This window comes from Streptomyces sp. NPDC018045, assembly GCF_044327445.1.
Taxonomy (GTDB): Bacteria; Actinomycetota; Actinomycetes; order Streptomycetales; family Streptomycetaceae; genus Streptomyces.
In genome coordinates, this window is record NZ_JBIRFL010000003.1 from 1 (window position 1) to 22086 (window position 22086).

Here is a 22086-nt window from a genome sequence, read left to right on the forward strand (position 1 = left end):
CCCGTTCGGCGTTTCCGCCTTTCCGTATCCGGTCCCTGCTGGAGCGGGGCGGCCGTCCGGCTTTCGCTTTCCGGCCTTTCCGACTCTATCAGATCTGTTTTTCGTTCCGGGCTTCCGGTGAAGGAAGCTGTCGGTTCGAATGTGAATCCGAATTCCCCGTCGGAGGGGGTTTGTTCGCGCCTTCCGGCGTGATCACTACTTTAGTGCTTTTCCCCGGTGACGCCTAATCGGGTCACCGGCCGGAATTTCGGCATGCCGAAATTCGTCCCGTCCGGGAGTCGAGCAGTAGTGGTTGTGCCGCCGGTGCGGCGCGAGGGGCTACCGCAGAACCGTTACGGCTCCATGGCAACTCGAAGAACCTTACGTACGGCGACGGGTCATGTCAACCACCACCGGTCAACCGGTTTTGGCGGCGCCGGGACGACCTGCGCCCGTACCGTCCTGGCCCGCTCCTCGGCTCAGTCGAGGTCGTTCAGCCGGCCGTCCGCGTCCGGCTGGGCGTCCTCGACACGGCAGAGCAGGCGGGTCAGCATCTCCCCGAGCTGGCCACGCTCCTCGGTGGAGAGGTCCTGGAGCAGGTCCTCCTCGAAGACCGAGGCCATCCGCATCGCCTCGACCCACTTCTCGCGGCCTTCCTGGGTGAGCTCGACGATCACCCGTACGCGGTTGGCCTCGTCGCGCTCCCGTGTCACCAGGCCCTCGCTCGCCATCCGGTCGATGCGGTGGGTCATGGCGGCCGGCGTGAGGCCGAGGCGCTTGGCCAGCTCACCGGGGCCCAATTGATAGGGCGCCCCCGCGACGACGAGGGCCTTCAGCACCTCCCACTCCGCGTTGCTCATGTTGAGGGTGGCGGTCTGCCGCCCGTAGGCGACGTTCATCCGGCGGTTGAGGCGCTGCAGTGCGGAGACGACCTGCTCCACCTGGGGATCGAGATCTTGGAACTCGCGCTGATAGGCCGCGATCTGTTCCTCGAGGCTCGGCTCCGCAGGACTGTGGGCCGCATCTGAGGGCTCTGACATGCCGGGAAGTATGGCATGTAGCTCATTGGCGTTGAAGTCCTTCGCCATGTACTCTTTAGCTTCGAACTTTAGTGTTGAAGTCTTCAGGGTGTGACTGTCCAGTCCCCTTCGATCTGACCTAGGTAGGTGAGTGTGACCACCGCGATGGGCGCCGCGCTGCGCCGGATCCAGCTTGGCAACGCGCTGAGCGCGTTCGGCAACGGCTTCACGGTTCCGTATCTCTACGTCTATGTGGCGAAGGTGCGGGATCTCGGCGCGAGTACGGCCGGTGTCGTACTCGCGATGCTGGCCGTCGCCGCGCTCGCCGTGCTGCCCCTGACCGGTCGGGCGATCGACCGGAAGGGTCCGCTGCCGGTGGCTGTCGTCGGTGCCGTCACCGCGGCCGTCGGTTCGCTCGGACTGGGCCTGTCCACCACTGAACCGCTGGTCATCGCCTCCGCCATCGCCCTCGGCGCCGGTATAGCGGTGATCCAGCCGGCCCTGGCGACAATGATCGTTTGGTGCTCGACGACGGTCACCCGCTCGCGGGCGTTCGCCACCCAGTTCTTCCTGAACAACCTCGGTCTGGGCATCGGCGGCCTCATAGGCGGCCTGCTGGTCGACGAGTCCGCGGCCGGCAGCTTCGTCCGCCTCTTCGCGATCGAGGCCGTGATGTTCCTGGTGCTGGGCGCGGCCATCGCGACCGTACGGCTGCCGCGGACGCCGCGGGTCGACGACCCGGTCCCGAGCGAGGCCCGGGCCAAGGGCGCCTGGCGCGCGCTCTTCGCCGACCGCCGCATGGTGTGGCTGTGCGTGCTGGGCTTCGTGCTGTTCTTCGCCTGCTACGGCCAGTTCGAGTCGGGGCTGGCGGCGTACGCGACCGAGGTCACGCGGATCTCGCCGTCCACCCTCGGCATCGCCCTGGCCGCCAACACGGCGGCGATCGTGGCGGCGCAGTTCATCGTGCTGAAGCTGGTCGAGCGGCGGCGGCGCAGCCGGGTGATGGCCGTGGTCGGGCTGATCTGGACCGTGGCGTGGCTGGCCGCCGGACTGTCGGGCCTGGTGCACGGGGCGCACGCGGTGGCCACCACTCTGCTGATCTCGACCTACGCCTTGTTCGGTATAGGGGAGTCGCTGCTGTCGCCGACGGTGGCCCCGCTGGTGGCGGACCTGGCACCGGCCTCGATGGTGGGCCAGTACAACTCGGTCTTCGCCCTGGTGAAGCAGCTCGCCCTGGCGATCGGTCCGGCCGTCGGCGCCCTGATGGTGGGCCACGGCATGGCCGCCCCGTACATCGGGATGCTGGTGCTCTGCGCCGTCGGCATCAGCCTGCTGGCGCTGCGGCTGGGGCGGATGCTGAGCCCTGCCCAGGACAACCCGCACATCCGGGCCTTCACTCCGCAGGCACCGGCCGGTACGGCCACGGAGGTGACGGTCGGCGCCGATGCGACGGCCGAGGGGCCGGGCGAGGCGACGGCCGACGCGGGTGCGCCACGGCGTGAGTCCGTGACGGCGGTGGCGTAGGCCGCGAGTCCGCTGCTCCGGACGGGCCGGGTCCTGCCGCTTCAGGCAGGACCCGGCCCTTTCGGCTACGTGCGCCCGCGCGCTGCCCCTCCCCTACTCCCGCGGCAGCGCGAACTCGCACCACACGGCCTTGCCGCCCCCGGGTGTCCGCCGCGAACCCCACGCCGAGGCGATCGTCGCGACGATCGAGATGCCGCGTCCCGCCTCGTCGACGGGCTCGGCCCGGCGCCGCCGCGGCAGGTGGTCGTCGCCGTCGGTCACCTCGACGATCAGGCGGCGGTCCGTACGGCGCAGCCGCAGCCGCATCGGTGGTGTGCCGTGCTGGAGCGAGTTGGCGACCAGTTCGCTGGCGGCCAGCACGCCGAGGTCGTGCAGCTCCGGGGAGAAACGCCAGGAGGCGAGCACCCCGGAGGCGAAGGCGCGGGCGCGGGGCGCCGCTTCCGTACCGCCGTGCAGTTCGAGGGCGGCGTTGTGGAACAGCTCGGCGTCGTGCCCCGTACGGGCGGGGTGCTGGAGGACCAGGACGGCCACGTCGTCGTCGTGATCGGTGGTGATGCCCAGGGCGCGCAGCAGGCGGTCGCAGATGATGTCCGGCGCTCCGGTCGCCCCGGCGACGGCGCGCTCCAGGGCCTCCACGCCGTGGTCGATGTCCTTGTCACGGCGCTCGACCAGGCCGTCCGTATAGAGGACGGCGGTCGAACCGGGCCCCAGCGGGACACTGCCGGAGGTGTGCAGCCAGCCGCCGGTGCCCAGCGGCGGTCCGGTCGGCTCGGCGGCGCGGTGGACCGTGCCCTCGGCGTCGCGCACCAGGATGGGCAGATGGCCGGCGGAGGAGTAGACCAGACGGCCCTCGTTGGGGTCGTGGACCGCGTAGACGCAGGTCGCGATCTGGCTGGCGTCGATCTCGGCGGCCAGCCCGTCCAGCAGTTGGAGGACTTCGTGGGGCGGCAGGTCGAGCCGGGCGTAGGCACGGACCGCGGTACGGAGCTGCCCCATGACGGCCGCGGCGCGCACGCCCCGTCCCATGACGTCACCGATGACCAGGGCCGTCCGGCCCGCGCCGAGGGTGATGACGTCGTACCAGTCCCCGCCGACCGCGGCGTCCGTGCCGCCCGGCTGGTACGTCGCGGCGACCCGTAGGTCGTCCGGCTGCTCCAGCTCCTGGGGCAGCAGGGACCGCTGGAGCGTCACGGCGGCCGCGCGCTGACGTGCCTCACTGGCGCGCAGCCGTTCGGTGGACTCCACCTGGTCGGTGACGTCCGCGCCGAAGACGAGCACGCCCTTGTGCGGCGCCACGCAGGCGACCTCGGGGTCGGGCGCCGGGCCGCTCGCGGCGACCTCGATGGGGGTGCAGGTGAAGGTGTAGTACCCGTCGCGGGACTGGTCGGCGCCCGCGCCGCCGGGCACCCGGCGGGCCTTGACCGTACGGGGCCGGCCGCTGCGCAGCACCTGGTCCATCAGCGGCAGCAGGCCGAGCGCGTCCAGTTCGGGCAGGGCCTCGCGCGCGGTGGCACCGGGCGGACGGGGGCCGAAGACGGTGGCGTACGCGCCGTTGACGTACGCGATGCGGTGCTCGGGTCCGTACACGACCGCCACCAGGGCGGGCACCTTGCCCAGGATGTCGTGCACGGACAGCGCGTCGACGCTGGGCGTGCGGCCCGGGGCGGCGGACGGGCCGTCACCGGCCGCGCCGGAAAGGGGGTGTTCGGCGCGGGCGGCGGGGACCGCGCCGGGGCCCGCGGCCGGCGGGCCGCCCGGAGCCGGGGCGGCGGACGTGGCCGGTACGGCGGTGGACGTCGGCGCGGCACGGTCGGGCCGGGCGGCGCTCCGCCGCTGCGTGCCGGGGAGACGGGCGCTCCAGCGCGTGAAGTTCACGGAGGTGTACCTCTTACTTCGCGTCGTCGCGCGGGATCGGGCCGTCGGCTCGGTGGGACTCCCCGCGCGCACGCCGGAGGGACGCCTGCCCGGCGGACGCGGGGAGCGGTGTCGGCTGGGGGCACGCTCGGCGCCCTCTGGCGGATTGCAGCAAACGTCCAGAATCCTCGTGATTGTCACTCTTCGCAGATACGAGCCCACCCATGGTCACACGTCCAGTGTGGCCGACCGGACTGACATCCGTCAGACGCCGGAGGTACGAGGTGGAGTTCCTGACTCCGGGTTCGGGGGACACGGCGGGCCGACAGGCCGTACGGGCGGCGCCCCGGCCGGCAGGCCGTACGGGCGCGGAACCGGCACGGCACGTCGTACGACCGGGGGACCCGGCTCCGGCGGCCCGTACGGCTGTCGGTGTACGACGGGCCGTCAGCCCGGGTCGCGGCGCCGGCCGGTGCCCGCCGCCAGCTCGAACTCGGCACGTGGGTGTTCCAGGGAGCCGAGAGAAACGATTTCCCGCTTGAACAGCCCGGCCAGGGTCCACTCGGCCAGCACCCGCGCCTTCCGGTTGACCGTGGGCACCCGGCTCAGGTGGTACACGCGGTGCATGAACCACGCCGGGTAGCCCTTCAAGCGGCGCCCGTAGACGTGCGCGACCCCTTTGTGCAGGCCGAGCGAGGCGACCGACCCGGCGTACTTGTGCGCGTAGTCCGTGACGGGCCCGCCGCGCACCGCCGCCGCGACGTTCCCGGCCAGCACCCGCGCCTGGCGGACGGCGTGCTGGGCGTTGGGCGCACATTCCTCGCGCGGTGCGTCCGGCTCGGCCGGCTGCTGCGCCGTCAGGTCCGGCACCGCCGCGGCGTCCCCCGCCGACCAGGCGTGTTCGACTCCGTCGACCCGGAGGGCGGCGGTGCATTTGAGGCGGCCGCGCGCGGTGCGCGGCAGGCCGGAAGCAGCGATGAGCGGGTGCGGCCGGACGCCGGCGGTCCACACGAGAGTGCGAGCCGGCAAGCGCGTGCCGTCACTCAGGACGGCGACCCGCTCCAGGTACGACTCCAGGCGCGTCTCCAGCCGTACGTCGATGTTGCGCGCGCGCAGCTCCCGTACCGTGTACCGGCCCATCGCCGTCCCCACCTCCGGCAGGATGCGGCCGGTCGCCTCGACCAGGATCCACTTCATGTCATCGGGCTCGACGTTGTGGTAGTAACGCGCCGCGTAGCGCGCCATGTCCTCCAGCTCCGCGAGGGCCTCCACCCCCGCGTACCCACCACCGACGAAGACGAAGGTCAGGGCGGCGTCGCGGATCGCGGGGTCGCGGGTCGAGGAGGCGATGTCCAGTTGCTCCAGGACGTGGTTGCGCAGCCCGATGGCCTCCTCGACGGTCTTGAAGCCGATGCCGCCTTCGGCGAGGCCGGGGACCGGCAGGGCGCGGGAGACCGAGCCGGGGGCCAGCACCAGCTCGTCGTAGGCGAGTTGCAGGCCGCCGGTGCCGTCCTCCCGGGAGGCCGGCGTGGTGACCGTGGCGGTACGCGCGGCGTGGTCGAGCGCGACGACCTCACCGACGATGATCTCGCAGTGCGGCAGCACCCGGCGCAGCGGTACGACGACGTGCCGCGGCGAGATGGATCCGGCCGCGGCCTCCGGCAGGAATGGCTGATACGTCATGTACGGGTCGGGATCCACCACGACCACTTCGACGGCGGCCCGCCGCAGTTCCTGTTTCAGTTTCCGCTGGAGGCGCAGGGCGGTGTACATCCCCACGTAGCCCCCGCCGACAACGAGAATGCGCGCCGGTTCCTTCACAGAGGTTCTCCTCGCGACATCGAAAGACCGGCCCGCGCGGACTGCCGCCCGCCGGCCGACCGGCCTGCCACCACCAGGCACTGTGCCCCCACAAGGACGCAGCACTGTTCCATGACGCACCGGCGACACGCCTTTGTCCACAGGCCCGACGAAATGTATGACCGGCCCGGCGTATGGGCCCGGAGGGCCGGATTCCGCGCGGCCGGGTGCAGGAGTGCAGGTCAAGTGGCAGTTCTACGGCGTATGGAGGGTACGGAATCGGGGCGGATGGGATCCGTACTCCGATCGGTGCACGGACTGTGCGGAACTGCCCCCTTCATTCTTGACCTGGGCTCAACTATGTTCGTACCTCGTTGGGGTGCAGCCTCTCGTCGTCACGTGTCACACCCCAGCAGTCAGGGCGGGGAGTCTCCGGGGGGAGACGTCATTACCGGGGGATCATCTATGCACATTCAAGGCTCTCAATGGCCGACTGCCGTAACTGCCACCGCGCACGCTTCCGGAGGCGGGGGAAACGGCACCACGCACACGCACACCGCGCCAAGCGCGCACACCGGCGCCGGAGCCGGTGGCCGGAGCACACCCCTGCGGGTGGACGCGCAGCGCAATCTTGAGCACGTCCTGCGGGCGGCTCGCGAGGTCTTCGGCGAGCTGGGCTACGGCGCGCCCATGGAAGACGTGGCGCGGCGTGCCCGCGTCGGGGTGGGGACGGTGTACCGGCGCTTCCCGAGCAAGGACGTGCTGGTCCGGCGAATAGCCGAGGAGGAGACCTCTCGGCTCACCGACCAGGCGCGTACGGCGCTCGGACAGGAGGACGACCCGTGGTCGGCGCTCTCGCGCTTCCTGCGGACGTCCGTCGCCTCCGGTGCCGGGCGGCTGCTGCCGCCGAGCATATTGCGGGTGAGCGCCAGCGCTCCGGCCCCGGACGGCTCGGCCGGTCCCGGTGCCGCTGAGGCGCGGGTCCCGCAGCAGCGCCAGGCGTACGGGCCGGACGGCACGACGGCCGGCGGACCGGCCGCGGGCCTGCCCGGCGTCCGTGCCGACGGCGGCCTAGGCGTCGGCGGGCCGGCGGTGTCCGCGGCCCCGGCCGACGTACCGGCCGTGTCGGCGGACCTTCCGGCAGACGTGCCCGGCGCGCTGACGGCCGACGTACCCGCGGAGTTCCGCGTGGTCGCGCAGCGCGGCGCGCCCGAGGCCGAGGTCTCGGACGTACCGGCCACAGTCCCGAACGGGGTCCCGGCCGGCCCGTCGAACGGCGTGTCCGCGCGCGGCACGCTGGAGGCGCCGGCCGGCTTCGGCGAGGCGGCGGCGGACGGTGGCGCCCGGGCGCTGCTGGAGGTCGTCGGGCAGCTCGTCGAGCGGGCCCGCGAGGCGGGCGAGCTGCGGGCGGACGTGACCGTGGCCGACGTACTGCTCGTCATCGCCACCGGCGCACCCTCCCTGCCGGATCCGGCCCAGCAACAGGCCGCCTCGGCCCGGCTGCTGGAGATCCTGCTGGAGGGGCTGCGGTCGCGGCCTGCCGAGTGAGGAGCGGGCGGACGCCGTAGCCGGCCGGTGGCCGGGGCGCGGTAGTGGCCTGCTGCCTGACTGAGGTCGGGCGGCAGGCGTCGTCAGAGGGGGCGGGGTGTGGGACCGGCTGTGGCCGGTGCCGCGCCCCGTGCTTCCTGCGCCGCGCGCCCGGGACGCGAGCCGGTCGAGTATTCCCCGTACGAGTGACGTCTAGTGCTCGCGGCCGTGAACTCGCCCCGGACGAGTGGTTGGTCTGCTTGCCGGGCGAGCCAGGAGCCCGCCTGTGGCACGCTTGCGCCGTCTTACCGCAGTGACGGCGTGTTCGGGGGCCTCGACGATGGGTGTGGACGGGCGGGACGAGCGGCGTGGCGGCAACGCCGGGGCGGAGGAGGCGGCCGGTAAGGGCGGCATGGGTCGTACGGCCGGGCCGCGCGGGCCGCAGGTTCCCGGGCAGAAGCGGTCGTACGGGGCGGGCAGGGGGGATGGGCGGGGCGGTATCGGTGGTGTCCGCGGTTCCGACGGAGGTACAGGCAGCGCGGGTGCGTCGGGTGCTTCGGGCGCGTCGGGCCCCGGTGGCTCGGGCCGTCCCATGGAGCGGCACGACCGGGCCGAGGACGACTACCGGCCCGGGCCGGCCGAACGAAGCGTTCCTCCCCAGCGCGAGCGAGCGAAGGCTCCGCTCGGTCCGGGCGACGCACAGGAACGTAGTGACACCCAGGACCTGAGGAGCGCGCGGGGCGCGAAGAACCGGGGCGCCCACCGGAAGCCGGGCCGCCGGAAGGCCCCCGGGGCGGGAGACTCGGCCAGGCGGGACGGTTCTGCCGAGCGGGATGGTTCTGTTGGGCTGCGCGGCTCTGTCGGCACGAATGGACCGGACGGGGCGAGCGGGACAGGCGGTCCGGACGGGGCGAGCGGGCCGCTCGGGGCGGGCGCCCAGGTGGGCCCAGGCGCGGCAGAGGGGCCCGCCCCGCAGGAGGACCCGGTCGGGCAGCCCGGACTGCCGTCCTCGGACTGTGAGTTGATCGACCGTATGCGGGGCGGGGACGACAGCGCCTACGAGGAGCTGTACCGCCGGCACGCCGACGCGGTCCGGCGCTACGCGCGTGGTTGCTGCCGGGACGCCCACACCGCCGACGACCTGACCGGCGAAGTCTTCGCCCGCACCCTCCAGGCGGTACGCGGCGGCTCCGGCCCCGACTCCTCCGTACGCGCCTATCTGCTCACCACCGTCCGCCGGGTGGCCGCCGCCTGGGGCAGGAGCGCGAAGCGCGAGCAACTGGTGGAGGACTTCGCCGTGTTCGCGGTGTCGGCGGCCGGTTCCGCCCTGGACGACGACACCCTCGACCTCGGCGCGGACGTGCGCGCCATGCACGAGGCCGAGCAGTCCATGGCCGTACGGGCGTTCCGGAGCCTGCCGGAGCACTACCAGACCGTGCTGTGGCACACCACGATCGAGGAGGAGTCGCCGAGCGAGGTCGCGCCGCTGCTCGGGCTGACGGCCAACGCCACCGCCGTCCTGGCCCACCGCGCCCGTGAGGGCCTCAAGCAGGCCTACCTACAGGCGCATGTGAGCCGCTCGCTGACCGCCGAGGGCGATTGCGCCCGGTACGCGGACCGGCTCGGCGCGTACGCACGCGGCGGGCTGCGAATGCGGGCCGAGCGCGGGCTGCGCAAGCACCTGGAGGACTGCGCCCGGTGCCGCACGGCGGCCTCGGAGGTCGCGGACGTCAACGAGCACATCCGCGTCGTCCTGCCGGTGGCGGTCATCGGCTGGTTCGCCGCCGGATACGCGGTCAAGGGGGCCGCGGCCGTGGTGGGGCTCGGTGGTGCGGGCGCGGCGGCGGGGGCCGGTGCGGCCGCGGCGGCCGGCGGCACGGGGGCGGGGGCGGCCGGTGGGGCTGGTGCTGCTGCCGGGTCTGGTGGGGCGGCGGGAGCCGGCGGGGCCGCGGGGGCGGGCGTCGGCGGGGCAGGTGGGGCCGGCGGTGCCGGTGGTGGTGCCGCGGTGAGTGAGGGGCTCGGTGCGCCTGCGAAGGTGGCCATCGGTGCGGGAGTGGCGATCGTGGCGGGCGCCGCGCTCGCCCTGGCGCTGATCGGCGATCCGCAGCCCACACCCGAGCCGCAGGCCAAGCAGCCCGGCGCGGCCTCGGCCGCTCCGCAACCCTCCGCGTCGAATCCGCCGGAGCGCACGCCGGAGCAGTCACCCCCGACGCCCGCCCCCACCCCCACGAAGCCGGTCCCCGGCCCCACCGCCACACCCCGGCCGGATCCCACGCCCACACCCACGCCGACGCCGAAACCGTCACCGGCGCCGACGAAGCCCTCCCCCACTCCCGCGCCCGAGCAGCCGCCGCACTCCCCCGCACCCACCGATCCGCCCCCGCACTCCCCGAGGCCGACGCCGACCCCACCGGCCCCCGCCCCGTCCCCGTACCAGATCAACAAGTTGACGTGGGACTTCATGGGTGACGGCACGAAGCCCGAGGTGCGCATGGCGGACAGCGACTGGCTGTGGCAGCGGCAGGGGCTGCGCATCGGCGGCCGGACGTTCCGGCACGGGGTGACCGTGCACGCGCCGTCGTCCGTGACCATCGACCTGAACCGGCAGTGCACGGCGTACGACGCCTTCGCCGGCGTGGACGACATGGGGCTCGGCCTGGGAGCGCTGCGCTTCTCCGTGTACGCGGACGGGCAGCGGCTCTGGCGCTCGGGGGTGGTGCGCGGGGGCCGGTCCGCCGTCCCGGTGCATGTGCCGCTGCGCGGCCACCGGACGTTGCGGCTGGTCGTCGAGCCCGGCTCGTCACACACCGTGATGTTCCTGGGCGACTGGGCCGAGTCGCAGATCACCTGCCGCTGACGGCACCGCCCCTCCCGGCCTCCCGCTGACGGCACCGCCCCTCCCGGTCTGCCACTGACGCGGGGCGCCGCCCCCGGCCCCGCCCCCGACGCGGGCGCCTCGCGGCAGACCTCCTCTCAGAGGCTGGTCCGCGGCGGTACCCCGCCCGCCACCGCGCGCCGGCGGGGTGCGGCCGTGCCGGTCCAGCAGGTGCCGCGCCGGGCGAGGAGCCGCCGCAGCCACAGTTCGGTGGAGACGAGTTCGGCGAGCCCGTCCAGGGGGAGCGGGGCGCCCTCGGCCGCCGCGCGCAGGGCCTTCCGTACGACCCGTGCCTCGACCAGGCCCGCGTCGGCGAGCAGTGGCGCGTCGAAGAGGCCGACCACGTCCCCGATGGAGGTGCGCAGGCCGGCCCGTACGGCTGCGGCGTGCGTGATGTGGGACGTGGCGCCCCAGCCGGGCGGCAGGTCGCGGACGCCCGCGCCGGACAGGACGGCGCGCAGCACAGCGGCCCGCGCCCCCGGCTGGACGCGCAGCGTGTCCGGGAGCGCGCGGCAGGCCAGCACCACCTGGTTGTCCAGGAAGGGGGCGTGCAGCCGTTGGTTCCGTACCTCCACGGCCTGTTCGAAGATCCGGTGGTCGGCGGCGTGCCGGGCCAGCGCGGCGCGTGCCCGGCGTTCTCCCGGCCGTCCGACGGCGGGTGTCCGGGCGGCCGCGCCATTGAGACGAACCGATACTTCGGCCAGCGCCTCCCCGGTCAGCCAACGCGCCGCGGGACCGGGCCGGCACCAGGAGAGCGCCGCCAGCGACGCGTCCACCGCCCCACCGCCCGCCACCGGCTCGTCGGCGAACTGCCGCTCCCTCAGGCGCGTCGCCGTATCGGCGATGCCCGCCCCGTACGTCGTACGGGCCAGCTTGCGGGCCGCACGGTAGACCGTGAACGGCACCAGGGCGGACTGCGACAGCGGCCCGTCGGCCTTGGCCAGTGCCGTGACGGGCCGCAGCAGATGGCGTCTGCGGCGGTCCAGGAGCAGGTCGGCGAGGCGGGCCGGGTGCGCGTCCAGGACCTGCCGGGCGCCCGCGCCCACGAAGTGGTCCGCGCTCCCCGCCAGCAGCCGCCGGCGGTGGCGGCCGGCCGTGATGAGCGCCGGCCCCGGTTCGTCCGTGAGCGGCCCGGCCTCCAGGCCCGCGTACGGGAGGGCCTCCTCACCCGCCGCGACGACGACGTGGTGGAGGCGCGGGTTGGCGGCGATGCTGCGGGCCCGTTCCAGCTCGGCCTCGCGGTAGGGGCGGCCCCCGTGGGTGGCGCGGTCGTTGAAGGTGACGGCCAGGAGGCGCTCTCCGCGCCCGTTGACCGTGCCGGGCACCCCGGGCAGTCCGGCCGCGAGCAGTGCCAGGGTGGCGGAGGCGCTGCCCCCTGAGAGGTCGGCGCCGACACCGGGCGCCGGCGCGCCGCGCGCGGCCCGCCGTTCGGCCGGGCCCATGCCCGGTACGGGCCCCGGGTCCAGGCCGTTCAGGCCGTCCGGGTCCGGTGCGTGCCGGGGCCCGGACAGCCGCGCCCGTACGGCCTCGACCAGCGCGTCACGGACGCCGTCGACGGCCTGTTCCGGGGGCAGTTGCGGCGCGGCGACGGCGAGCGAGGCCGTCGGCTCGTAGGAGGTGATGTCGTGGCTGCCGCCGCGCAGGACGAGCGCATGACCGGGCGGCACCCGGCGCACCCCCTCGTACGGGGTGCCGGCGCCGAGCGCCTCGGGCGCGTCCGGGCAGGCCAGCAGCGCGGCCAGATGCCCGACGTCCAGGCCCGCCTCGATCAGGTCGGCAAGCGGCAGGGCTGCGGTCGCGTACGCCGTACCGCCCGCCCAGGGGGTGTGGAAAACCGGCCGCGCGCCCGCCAGGTCACCGGTGACCGTCACCCGCCGGCCGACCTGGACGACGGCCGTGTAACTGCCGGGCCAGGCGGTGAGGTGGCGCAGCGCGCCCCCGCGGGCCGCGAAGAGGCCGACCCGCAACTGGTCGTCGGTGGCGCCGCAGACGCCGAAGACGGCGAGCCGGGTCTCGGAGTCGGCCTGGACGACGCGCACCTCGTCGGGGCGCCAGTCACCGACCGCCCACAGCGGATCGGGGTCGCCCCACAGGAGCTGGGCGCCTACGGGGAGGACCGTACGGGCCTCCTCGGTGGGGGCCGATCCCGTGGCGGTACTGCTCCACCCCACCAGCCAGCGCATCGCCGCCTCCACCCTGTTCGCCGCCGCCGGGCGGCCCCCGTCCGTCCGCCGAGCGGACGCCCGCCCACCTCAGGATCGCCCTGGTGGTCGGCAGGGTGGACCGGACCGCCGCCCCGCACAGCGGATCGCCAAGCCATTGCCAAGCCGTTGCCAAGCTGTTGTGCGGACCATGCTGCCACGACAGCGGCGCTCGGGAGGCGTCGCGGAGGGCCGGTGTACGGGGTGTTCGGAAGACGTTACCGAGGGCGGACGGGCCGGGCGCGAGGGCGAGTTCGGGCCCGGCCGCGCACGGCGGGGTGCGCGGTGGTGCAGGAAAGGTCCTTCTCCTACGGCCTCCCTGCCTTCAGGGGCGCCCCCGCCCCCACGCGCGAGCGCGCACGGAGACGCGCGCACGCCCCCGATCCCGAAGGCAAACCCTCGTACGTCGATTTTCGGCCAAAATCTGTGCTGCGAAGGCCAGTTGGCCCGATACCGGCCAGGGCCGCCGGACCCCGGCCGATCACCCGCCGGGCTGCCCTCTCGAACGCCCGGGCGCACCCCTCGGGACACGGCGCCGAAACGGCCGGGCACCCTCCCGGACGCCGCCGGGATCGAGTGGACACCCTCAGGCCGTCCCGGCGGGCCTCTCCCGCACAATGCGACAGTCCGGGAGGCGGGACTCGCCCCCCGGACCGGACCGCCACCCGCGGGGAATGAGGTGGCGGTGTCCCCCAGCCCACTGGATCCAGTGCAGCGGGCCGACCCACGCAGGTCTCATGGAAGCGCTCCCGCACCAACCCGGCCAGCGCGCACACACGGGCGCACGGCAACACGTACCCGGAGCACATGCCAAACCCCCTACGGACGCTTGGACTTGAAACCCGCCATCCGGGACATCGGGCCTTAACGGTAGGGATTCGGCGAACTACTCTGGGTGGACGCGTGCCCCGGGGTACCGGGGCTGCCGTCGCTGTGTCGAGGGGTGCGCATGTCAAGGGATATACGCGGGCCGAACGAGAAGCTCGGCACCGTTCTCGCCCTCGCGGGGATCAGCAATGCCGGGCTCGCCCGCCGGGTCAACGACCTGGGGGCGCAGCGCGGGTTGACGCTTCGCTACGACAAGACGTCGGTGGCCCGGTGGGTGTCCAAGGGCATGGTGCCGCAGGGCGCCGCGCCCCATCTGATCGCGGCCGCGATAGCCGGCAAGCTCGGCCGCCCGGTGCCGCTCCACGAGATCGGCCTGGCCGACGCCGACCCGGCCCCCGAGGTGGGCCTCGCCTTCCCGCGCGACGTGGGCGCCGCGGTCCGGTCCGCGACCGAGCTGTACCGCCTCGACCTGGCCGGACGCCGCGGTGGCGGGGGCATCTGGCAGAGCCTGGCCGGATCCTTCTCGGTGAGCGCGTACGCGACGCCCGCCTCGCGATGGCTGATATCCCCGGCCGACAGTTCCGTCGCCCGCGAAGCGCCTGACCTTCGGGAGGTACGGGACGGCAACGGCGCGGCCGGCAAGGACGGTGCCGCCGGCGCCGACACCGCGCCCCAGCACGTCGGCCACAGCGACGTCACCAAGCTGCGGGAGGCCGCCGAGGACGCCCGCCGCTGGGACTCGAAGTACGGGGGCGGCGACTGGCGCTCCTCGATGGTGCCCGAGTGCCTGCGGGTGGACGCGGCGCCGCTGCTCCTCGCCTCGTACAGCGACGAGGTGGGCCGGGCGCTGTTCGGCGCGACCTCCGAACTGACCCGACTCGCGGGCTGGATGGCCTTCGACACCGGGCAGCAGGAGGCGGCCCAGCGCTACTACATCCAGGCGCTGCGCCTGGCACGCGCCGCGGCCGACGTCCCCTTGGGGGGATATGTCCTGGCCTCGATGTCACTCCAGGCGACGTACCGCGGCTTCGCCGACGAGGGCGTCGACCTGGCGCAGGCCGCTCTGGAACGCAACCGCGGACTGGCCACCGCCCGCACGATGAGCTTCTTCCGCTTGGTGGAGGCCCGCGCCCAGGCCAAGGCCAACGAGGCGCGCGCCTGCGAGGTGGCCCTGAAGGCCGCCGAGGGCTGGCTGGAGCGCTCCCGCGAGGGTGACCCGGACCCGTCCTGGCTGGACTTCTACTCGTACGAGCGGTTCGCCGCCGACGCCGCCGAGTGCTACCGGGACCTGCGACTGCCGCGCCAGGTACGCCGCTTCACGGAACAGGCGCTGTCCCGCCCCACGGAGGAGTACGTCCGCTCGCACGGGCTGCGGCTCGTCGTCTCCGCAGTCGCCGAGCTGGAGTCCGGCAACCTGGACGCGGCCTGCGCGGCCGGCACGCGGGCCGTCGAGGTGGCCGGCCGCATCTCGTCGGCCCGTACGACCGAGTACGTACGGGATCTCCTGCACCGCCTGGAGCCGTACGGCGACGAGCCCCGCGTCGTGGAGCTGCGCGAACGGGCGCGGCCACTGCTGGTGGCGCCGGCTTAGGGGCGGCGGGGGGTAGGGGCACTTACGGGGGTGTGGGGTGGGGGCGGGGGCACGTGCGGGTGCTGGAGTGCGGGTGCGGGGCGGATGCGGATGCGGGTGTGGGGTGCTGGGGTGGCTGATGGTGCTGAGGTGGGGCGGGTGGGCAGACGTGGGCGTAGGTGGCGGGGGGCGCGGGCTGGCAGGCGGGCGCGTAGGGGGCGCGGGCGGGCCGGGCGGGCCGGGCGGACTTGGACGCGTATCTGGCCTGAAGCGCGGGCAGGCTACGGCGATGGCGCGCGGGGATGCGAGTGCCCGAGGCGAGGGGGCGTGACGCGAGGAGTCGTGACGGGGGCCGTGACGGGCTGGGTCGTGACGGGCGGGGCCCCGCGCACGGACGCTCGTCCTCCGCTCGCCCGGCCCGTTGTCAGACCCCCGGGTCATGATGGGATACGTCTGATTCCAGGGGAGGTGCTGTGATGGCGTACGACTGCGACGTGCTGGTGATCGGTGCCGGCATCGTCGGCCTCTCGACGGCCTACGCGATCACGCGCGCCGCTCCCGGCACCCGTGTGGTGATCCTGGAGAAGGAGCCCGGCCCCGCCCGCCACCAGACCGGCCGGAACAGCGGCGTGATTCACAGCGGCATCTATTACCCGCCCGGCTCCCTGAAGGCCCGCTTCGCGCTCCAGGGCTCGGCGGAGATGGTCAAGTTCTGCCTCGACCACGCCATCCCTCATGAGGTCACGGGCAAGCTGATCGTCGCCACCGACCGCTCCGAGCTGCCCCGCCTGCACAGCCTCATCCAGCGCGGCCGGGAGCACGGCATCCCGGTCCGCGAGCTGGGCCCGGCCCAGCTCGCGACGTACGAGCCGGAGGTCAGCGGCCTGGCCGCCATCCATGTCGGCACGACCGGCGTCGCCGACTTCGGTGCGGTCGCCCGCCGCTTCGCCGCCCTGGCCACGGACGCGGGCGCCCACATCTCGTACGGCAGCGAGGTCACCACCATCGCCCGTCGCCCCGGCCGCGTGGCGGTCCGCACATCCGGTGGTACGGCCTTCCGCGCCCGCACCCTGGTCAACTGCGCCGGGCTGCACTGCGACCGGATCGCGCGCCTGGCGGGCGACGCGCCGGGCATGCGCGTCGTCCCCTTCCGTGGCGAGTACTACACCCTGGCCCCGGCCCGCGCCTCTCTGGTGCGCGGCCTGGTCTACCCGGTCCCCGACCCCGCCTTCCCGTTCCTCGGCGTCCACCTCACCCGCGGGATCGACGGCTCCGTCCACATCGGCCCGAACGCCGTCCCCGCGCTCGCCCGCGAGGGATACGACTGGCGCACCGTCCGCCCCACCGAGCTGGCCGGCACCCTGGCGTACCGGGGCTCCTGGCACATAGCCCGCCGCCACTGGCGCTACGGCGCCGGCGAACTGCGCCGCTCCCTGTCCCGCCGCGCTTTCACCGAAGCGGTCCGCCGCCTGCTGCCGGCGATCCGCGAGGAAGACCTCCAGCCGTCCCCCGCCGGCGTCCGCGCCCAGGCCGTCCTGCCCGACGGCACCCTCGCCGACGACTTCCTCATCACCGAGTCCCCCTCCACCGTCCACGTCCTCAACGCCCCGTCCCCGGCCGCCACGGCGTCCCTCCCGATCGGCAGGGAGATAGCCGCGCGAGCCCTGCGAATGCTGGAGGGGGCGGGGGGCCAGGGCTGAGGGGACGGGGCCGAGGTTGGGAACCGGGCCGAGCCGGGGGACGGAGCCGAGGCCAGGGATCGGGATTGCCACCGAGGCCGACGAATGCGCCGGCCTATGGGGTACACCCCATCTCCCGCCGTCTCCAGCCCCCGCCTCTTCCCTCCCCTCCGCCCCGTCCGCATCCGCACCCCTCCTCGCCCTCATTTCCGCCCCCGCTCCCGCCCTACCTCCACCCCCGCCCTCTCCCTCCCCTCGCCCGTAGAATCGACCCACTGTGTCCGAGAACCCCGCCACCCCCGAATCCAGCCCCGCCGCCGAGCCCGGTCCCGACGCGGTCGCCGGCGCCGGCGCCCACGCCGCCCCGCAGCGCCGCCGCCCCGAGCCGATGTTCCCCGTCGGCACGGGCCCCGCGGCTGACCCGGCCGGTTCACACCACGAGCGGCGGATCCGTTCTTTCCAGCCGCGCCGCAGCCGGGTCTCCCCCGGCCAGGCCGACGCCCTGCGGCGCCTGTGGCCCAAGTGGGGCCTGGACATCGACGGCCTCTCCCGGATCGACCTGGACGAGCTCTTCGAGGGCCGTCCGGTCGTCCTGGAAATCGGCTTCGGCATGGGTGAGGCCACGGCACAGATGGCCGCCGCCGACCCGGACACCGGCATCCTCGCCTGCGACGTCCACACCCCGGGCCAGGGCAACCTGCTCGGCCTCGCGGAACGCAACGGCCTGTCCAACATCCGGGTGGCCAACGGCGACGCGATCATCCTGCTGCGCGAGATGCTCGCCCCCGCGTCCCTCGCCGGCCTGCGCGTCTACTTCCCGGACCCGTGGCCCAAGAAGCGGCACCACAAGCGCCGCCTGATCCAGCCCGAGTTCCTCTCCCTGGTCACGACCCGTCTCGCGCCGGGCGCCCTCGTCCACTGCGCGACCGACTGGGAGCCGTACGCCGAACAGATGCTGGAGGTCCTCTCCGCCGAGCCGACGCTCGAAAACCTGCATTCCGGCTACGCCCCGCGCCCGGACTTCCGGCCCTTCACCAAGTTCGAGGGACAGGGCCTGGACAAGGGGCATGTCGTCCACGACCTCCTCTTCCGGCGGCGCCCGGCATAGTCCACCCCGCGGTGGTTAGGGTCGATGGGTGAATCCGCCGCAGCCGCCTCCGCTTCCGCCGAAACCGGCGTACGCGCCCGATCCGCGCTACGCCGCTCCCGCCGCGTCGCCCGCGGCGGCGCAGTGGCACTACGCACCGCGCCGCCGCCCGGCGCCCTGGCACAGCAAGACAGCGCGTGCCGTCGCCCTCTTCTCCCTCCTCGCCCTCTCCGGCGTGATCATCCTGGCGATGGTCCGCCAGCAGACCGGTACCCAAGGGTTCCTCGTCGGCCTCGGCCTGGCGGTCTTCCCCGTACCCGTCCTCATAGCCGGCTTCTGCTGGCTGGACCGCATAGATCCCGAACCACGCCGCAACCTGCTCTTCGCCTTCGCCTGGGGCGCCTGCGCCGCCACCCTCGTAGCGCTCCTGGCCAACGGTTTCGCCACGAACTGGCTGGAGAACAACCTCTCCACCCTCTCCCCGGACGACGCCCAGACCTGGGGCGCCACCGTCTTCGCGCCGATCATCGAGGAGACCGTCAAGGCCGCCGCGGTCGTCCTGCTCTTCCTCTTCCGCCGCCAGAACTTCGACGGCGTCACGGACGGCCTCGTCCTGGCCGGCATCACGGCCACCGGCTTCGCCTTCACCGAGAACGTTCTCTACCTGGGCAACGCCTTCGGCCAGGACCAGTCCCTCGGCCACACCGGCCTCGACTCCCTCACCGCGGCGACCTTCTTCGTACGCATCATCCTGTCGCCGTTCGCCCACCCGCTGTTCACGATGCTCACCGGTCTGGCCTTCGGCATAGCCGCCGCCGGCTACCCCCACCGCCGGCCGCTGCGCCTGACCCTGCCCTTCGTCGGCCTGGCCACCGCCGTCCTCCTGCACTCCATCTGGAACGCCGCCACCACCCTCGGCGACCTCGGCTTCATCACCGTCTACGGCCTCTTCATGCTGCCGGTCTTCGCCACCCTCACCTGGCTGGCCGTCTGGGCCCGCCATCGCGAACTCCTGGCCCTGCGCACCTACCTCCCCCCGTACGTCAGCACCGGCTGGCTCTCCCCCACCGAACCGTTCTCCCTGTCCTCCCTCAAGACCCGCTCGGTGGCCCGCGACATCGCCCGCCGCACCCACGGCCCCACCGCCGCCCGCGCCGTCTCCGAATACGCCGCCGCAGCCACCTCCCTCGCCTTCCTCCGCCGCCGAGCCCACCGCACCGGCCCCACCCCCACCTTCCAAACCCAGGAAAAAACCCTCCTCCACCACCTCTGGCACCACAAACCCCTGGCCCACCCAGCCCTGCTCCAGGCCTTCCACACGACTCATCGGCCGGTGCCCGGCCCATCACCGTGGCCATCATGTGGACGGCACTTGCCGCCCTACGGTCAGTGACTCATCAGGAGCAGGAGGTACCTGCCTGCAGCCAGACGGCGGATACGTCAACTCTCCGTCTGTGGCAGGCTCACGAGCCTGACGCTGGTGTGGTGCCAGCTAGTTGATGAGGTGACGTCATGTTTCCGTTGGATCATTCGGCCACTCTCAATACTGTGGCCTCGGACCTAGCCGAATCGGACGGCGGACTTGTCGCTGTCCGCGAGAACCTCCGGCAGCTTGACCCAGAAGGCGAGCGATTCGCTCGAGTACTGCGCGACACCATCGACCAGCTACTCAACGGCGAAGTCACCGGACGTTACGACTGGAAAACTCTGTCCAAGACGGAGAAGACGCACGCAGGGTCAATTGTCGAGATCAACTTGCAGCGCGAATTCGGTTTCGATGACGGTGACGTCACGGACTACCGCATAGCCGGGATCCAGGTCGACTGCAAGTACTCCCAGCAATTCGGAGGGTGGATGATTCCTCCCGAAGCAGAAGATCACATCTGCCTGCTGGTCTGGGCCGACGATGAGAAGAGCCGCTGGAGCGCCGGACTGCTTCGTATCCGCCCGGAACTCCTCAACAAAGGCAACAACCGCGACCGCAAGCTGACCATCAAAGCTGAGCACCGCGACAAGATTTACTGGCTCTGGCAGGACGCTCCACTGCCGGAGAACGTACTCCTGCACCTTGATCAGAAAACACGCGAAATGATTCTCGGCCCTTCCTCCGGACAGACGAGAGTCAACGAACTGTTCCGCCGCGTTCAGATGCGCCCGATCGGCAGAGGAGTCGTGCGTACCGTCGCTCAGCAAAGCGACTATATGGCCCGAGTACGTGAGGCAAAGGGCCGTGCGCGAACAGTCCTCCGCGAGGAAGGAATCCTCATTCCAGGGCACTACGGCAGCCACCAGGCCGTCGCGCGCGGGCTCGGAGCTCCTGTGCCGCGCGTCGGTGAGCTGGTGAGTTTCCGGGTCGCTGAAGCGGCCGCCCACCACGAAGGCCGCCCACGTGTCATCCTCGATAACCGGGCGTGGGTGCTCGCGACCCCGGAGGACCCGCCCCAGGCAGCGCCCTTCCTCCCGAAGCACACTGAGAAGAACCGTGACTGACAAGAACAGCTCTGCTCAGGGGCAGCAGCCGCCTGACAGCGCGGCATGGATCCCGCCGGACGGCTCCTGGGCGTCGACCGCCGCCCGGCGGCGCAACATGCAGGCGATCCGCAGCCGCGACACCAAGCCAGAGCAGCTCATCCGGCGGCTCGTACATGCGCAAGGGCTCCGGTACCGCGTCGCAGCCAGGCCTCTCCCGGACCTCCGCCGGACAGCCGACATGGTCTTCCGTCCGGCAAAGGTCGCGGTGTTCATCGACGGATGCTACTGGCATGGCTGCCCGGAGCACTATGTACCGCCGAAGACCAACCCTGGGTACTGGTCAGACAAGGTGGCGCGGAACATGGCGCGCGACCGGGACACTGACCAGCGGCTCATCGAAGCGGGGTGGACCATCCTCCGGTTCTGGGAGCACGAGTCACCGGGCGACTGCGCCCTCAAGATCGCCAGCACGGTCAGCAGGCTCCGCGGAGATCAGCGTTGACTGGCCCGGAATCTCGAACAGAGCCGCCTCCCGTACCTCCCTCGCCGCCTCCCGCTCCAGTGTCTCTTCTACGGGGAGGGGGTCTTTCAGCCCCTTCTCCAGAGCAGCGACGATCTGCTCGCCGACAGCCCTCGCGACCGGCGGCGGGAAAGCGTTCCCGACCTGCCGGTAAGCCGCTGTCTTACGGCCGAAGAACTTCCACTCCGCAGGAAAGCCCTGGATGATCGCTGCCTGGGTGACGGTGAGTTTCGGACCAATCAGTTCACCCTGCTTGTCAGTGCTGTAGAGATCGCGATCCGGATCCTTCATCTCCTCAGGACTGTTAGCTACGCCCATGGCATCGACCCCGAGCTTCAGCCAGGCTTTCTTCGCTCGCGTAGGTCCAAGGTCGGCGCCGCCGTGCTTCTTGGACCCGCCTACCAGCGTGGGTGCTACTCCGGCGGCGGCTTTTTCATGCCAACGCTTGAACGCTGCTTTGCCTTCCTTGGAGTCGCCGAAGCGCTCCTTCATCGTCGGCGCGAGCGCCTCCGCCACCGTTACAAGCTCGATCTCGTCCGGGTCCGGCCACGTGTAATGACCGGCGAACTCCGGCCTCATCGCGACAAGAATGGCACGCGGCCTGAGCTGCGGCACCCCGTAATCACAAGCCTCAATCACCCGCCAGTCACAGATGACATAGCCCTCTTTGCGGAGGCGTGCCTTGATCTCATCGCGGTAGGTCTCGAATTTCTTCGGCGGTTCGAGCAGGCCCCGCACATTCTCAATCATGACGGCCTTGGGCTTCAGGTAGCTCACCAGGTCGAGCATGATGGGAAACAGGTCGCGCTCGTCGTCCCGGCCCAGTTGCTTGCCAGCGGCCGAGAAAGGCGGGCACGGCACACCGCCGGCCAGGAGGTCGAGGGCGCCCTCCGCCAGCTCCAGCTCTGCCGGATCGAACTTCGTCAGGTCGGCCGGAATGACTTTGCAGTCGCCCCAGCCGTTCTCCTCCGTGACGTTCAGCTTCAGCGTCTCGCACGCGTGCTTGTCGATCTCGATCAGCGCGTGGTGACGAAACCCTGCCTGGTGCAGCCCCAGCGCCTGCCCCCCGGCTCCAGCACAGATCTCCACTGAGGTGAACTTGGACTCAGTGCGGGTCATGCACCCTCCTTCCTACGTGCCACGGCGGACAC

The 22086-nt window shown here is 72.5% G+C and carries 14 protein-coding genes; 9 read left to right on the plus strand and 5 right to left on the minus strand.

Features of this window, described 5'->3' with window-relative positions:
• Positions 1-458: 458 nt before the first annotated feature.
• Positions 459-1019, minus strand: a complete 561-nt coding sequence (locus ACH4EB_RS07600) for a MarR family winged helix-turn-helix transcriptional regulator (RefSeq protein ID WP_398346467.1) — start codon at positions 1017-1019, stop codon at positions 459-461.
• 132 nt (positions 1020-1151) lie between these two features.
• On the opposite strand from ACH4EB_RS07600, the gene ACH4EB_RS07605 reads away from it, so the two are divergent.
• Complete coding sequence (locus tag ACH4EB_RS07605; RefSeq protein ID WP_398347040.1) at positions 1152-2522, plus strand: MFS transporter; 1371 nt, start codon at positions 1152-1154, stop codon at positions 2520-2522.
• A 93-nt stretch (positions 2523-2615) separates the two neighbouring features.
• On the opposite strand, the gene ACH4EB_RS07610 is transcribed toward ACH4EB_RS07605, so the two are convergent.
• A complete protein-coding gene (locus ACH4EB_RS07610; RefSeq protein ID WP_398346469.1) occupies positions 2616-4397 on the minus strand; it encodes a SpoIIE family protein phosphatase in 1782 nt (593 codons plus the stop codon).
• A gap of 426 nt (positions 4398-4823) precedes the next feature.
• On the minus strand, positions 4824-6197 hold the full coding sequence (locus tag ACH4EB_RS07615; protein WP_398346470.1) for an NAD(P)/FAD-dependent oxidoreductase: 1374 nt from the start codon (positions 6195-6197) through the stop codon (positions 4824-4826).
• A 444-nt stretch (positions 6198-6641) separates the two neighbouring features.
• Here ACH4EB_RS07615 and ACH4EB_RS07620 point away from each other — a divergent pair, with 444 nt between their 5' ends.
• Together ACH4EB_RS07620 and ACH4EB_RS07625 are read left to right on the plus strand one after the other, a co-directional pair.
• On the plus strand, positions 6642-7724 hold the full coding sequence (locus ACH4EB_RS07620; RefSeq protein ID WP_398346471.1) for a TetR family transcriptional regulator: 1083 nt from the start codon (positions 6642-6644) through the stop codon (positions 7722-7724).
• Positions 7725-8724: 1000 nt separating this feature from the next.
• The gene (locus ACH4EB_RS07625) at positions 8725-10560 is read left to right on the plus strand and encodes a sigma-70 family RNA polymerase sigma factor (protein ID WP_398346472.1); all 1836 of its coding nucleotides are present in this window, start codon (positions 8725-8727) and stop codon (positions 10558-10560) included.
• Between the two features lie 116 nt (positions 10561-10676).
• Here the strand turns inward: ACH4EB_RS07625 and ACH4EB_RS07630 are convergent, their stop codons facing one another.
• Positions 10677-12761, minus strand: coding sequence for an asparagine synthase-related protein (locus tag ACH4EB_RS07630; protein ID WP_398346474.1), 2085 nt, complete (start codon positions 12759-12761; stop codon positions 10677-10679).
• 967 nt (positions 12762-13728) lie between these two features.
• Here ACH4EB_RS07630 and ACH4EB_RS07635 point away from each other — a divergent pair.
• The 6 genes from ACH4EB_RS07635 (at position 13729) to ACH4EB_RS07660 (ending at position 20917) form a co-directional block, all read left to right on the plus strand.
• Positions 13729-15198: an MFS transporter gene (locus ACH4EB_RS07635; protein ID WP_398346475.1), complete on the plus strand. Its 1470-nt coding sequence runs from the start codon at positions 13729-13731 to the stop codon at positions 15196-15198.
• A 452-nt stretch (positions 15199-15650) separates the two neighbouring features.
• The gene (lhgO, locus tag ACH4EB_RS07640; protein WP_398346476.1) at positions 15651-16877 is read left to right on the plus strand and encodes an L-2-hydroxyglutarate oxidase; all 1227 of its coding nucleotides are present in this window, start codon (positions 15651-15653) and stop codon (positions 16875-16877) included.
• 256 nt (positions 16878-17133) lie between these two features.
• On the plus strand, positions 17134-17964 hold the full coding sequence (gene trmB, locus ACH4EB_RS07645) for a tRNA (guanosine(46)-N7)-methyltransferase TrmB (protein WP_398346477.1): 831 nt from the start codon (positions 17134-17136) through the stop codon (positions 17962-17964).
• Positions 17965-17992: 28 nt separating this feature from the next.
• Positions 17993-19336, plus strand: coding sequence for a PrsW family intramembrane metalloprotease (locus ACH4EB_RS07650; protein WP_398346478.1), 1344 nt, complete (start codon positions 17993-17995; stop codon positions 19334-19336).
• 119 nt (positions 19337-19455) lie between these two features.
• On the plus strand, positions 19456-20433 hold the full coding sequence (locus ACH4EB_RS07655) for a NaeI family type II restriction endonuclease (protein ID WP_398346479.1): 978 nt from the start codon (positions 19456-19458) through the stop codon (positions 20431-20433).
• A gap of 49 nt (positions 20434-20482) precedes the next feature.
• The gene (locus tag ACH4EB_RS07660; RefSeq protein WP_398347041.1) at positions 20483-20917 is read left to right on the plus strand and encodes a very short patch repair endonuclease; all 435 of its coding nucleotides are present in this window, start codon (positions 20483-20485) and stop codon (positions 20915-20917) included.
• Here ACH4EB_RS07660 and ACH4EB_RS07665 read toward each other — a convergent pair.
• The gene (locus ACH4EB_RS07665; protein ID WP_398346480.1) at positions 20852-22054 is read right to left on the minus strand and encodes a DNA cytosine methyltransferase; all 1203 of its coding nucleotides are present in this window, start codon (positions 22052-22054) and stop codon (positions 20852-20854) included. The two genes, ACH4EB_RS07660 and ACH4EB_RS07665, sit on opposite strands and share 66 nt — an antisense overlap.
• Positions 22055-22086: the final 32 nt, after the last annotated feature.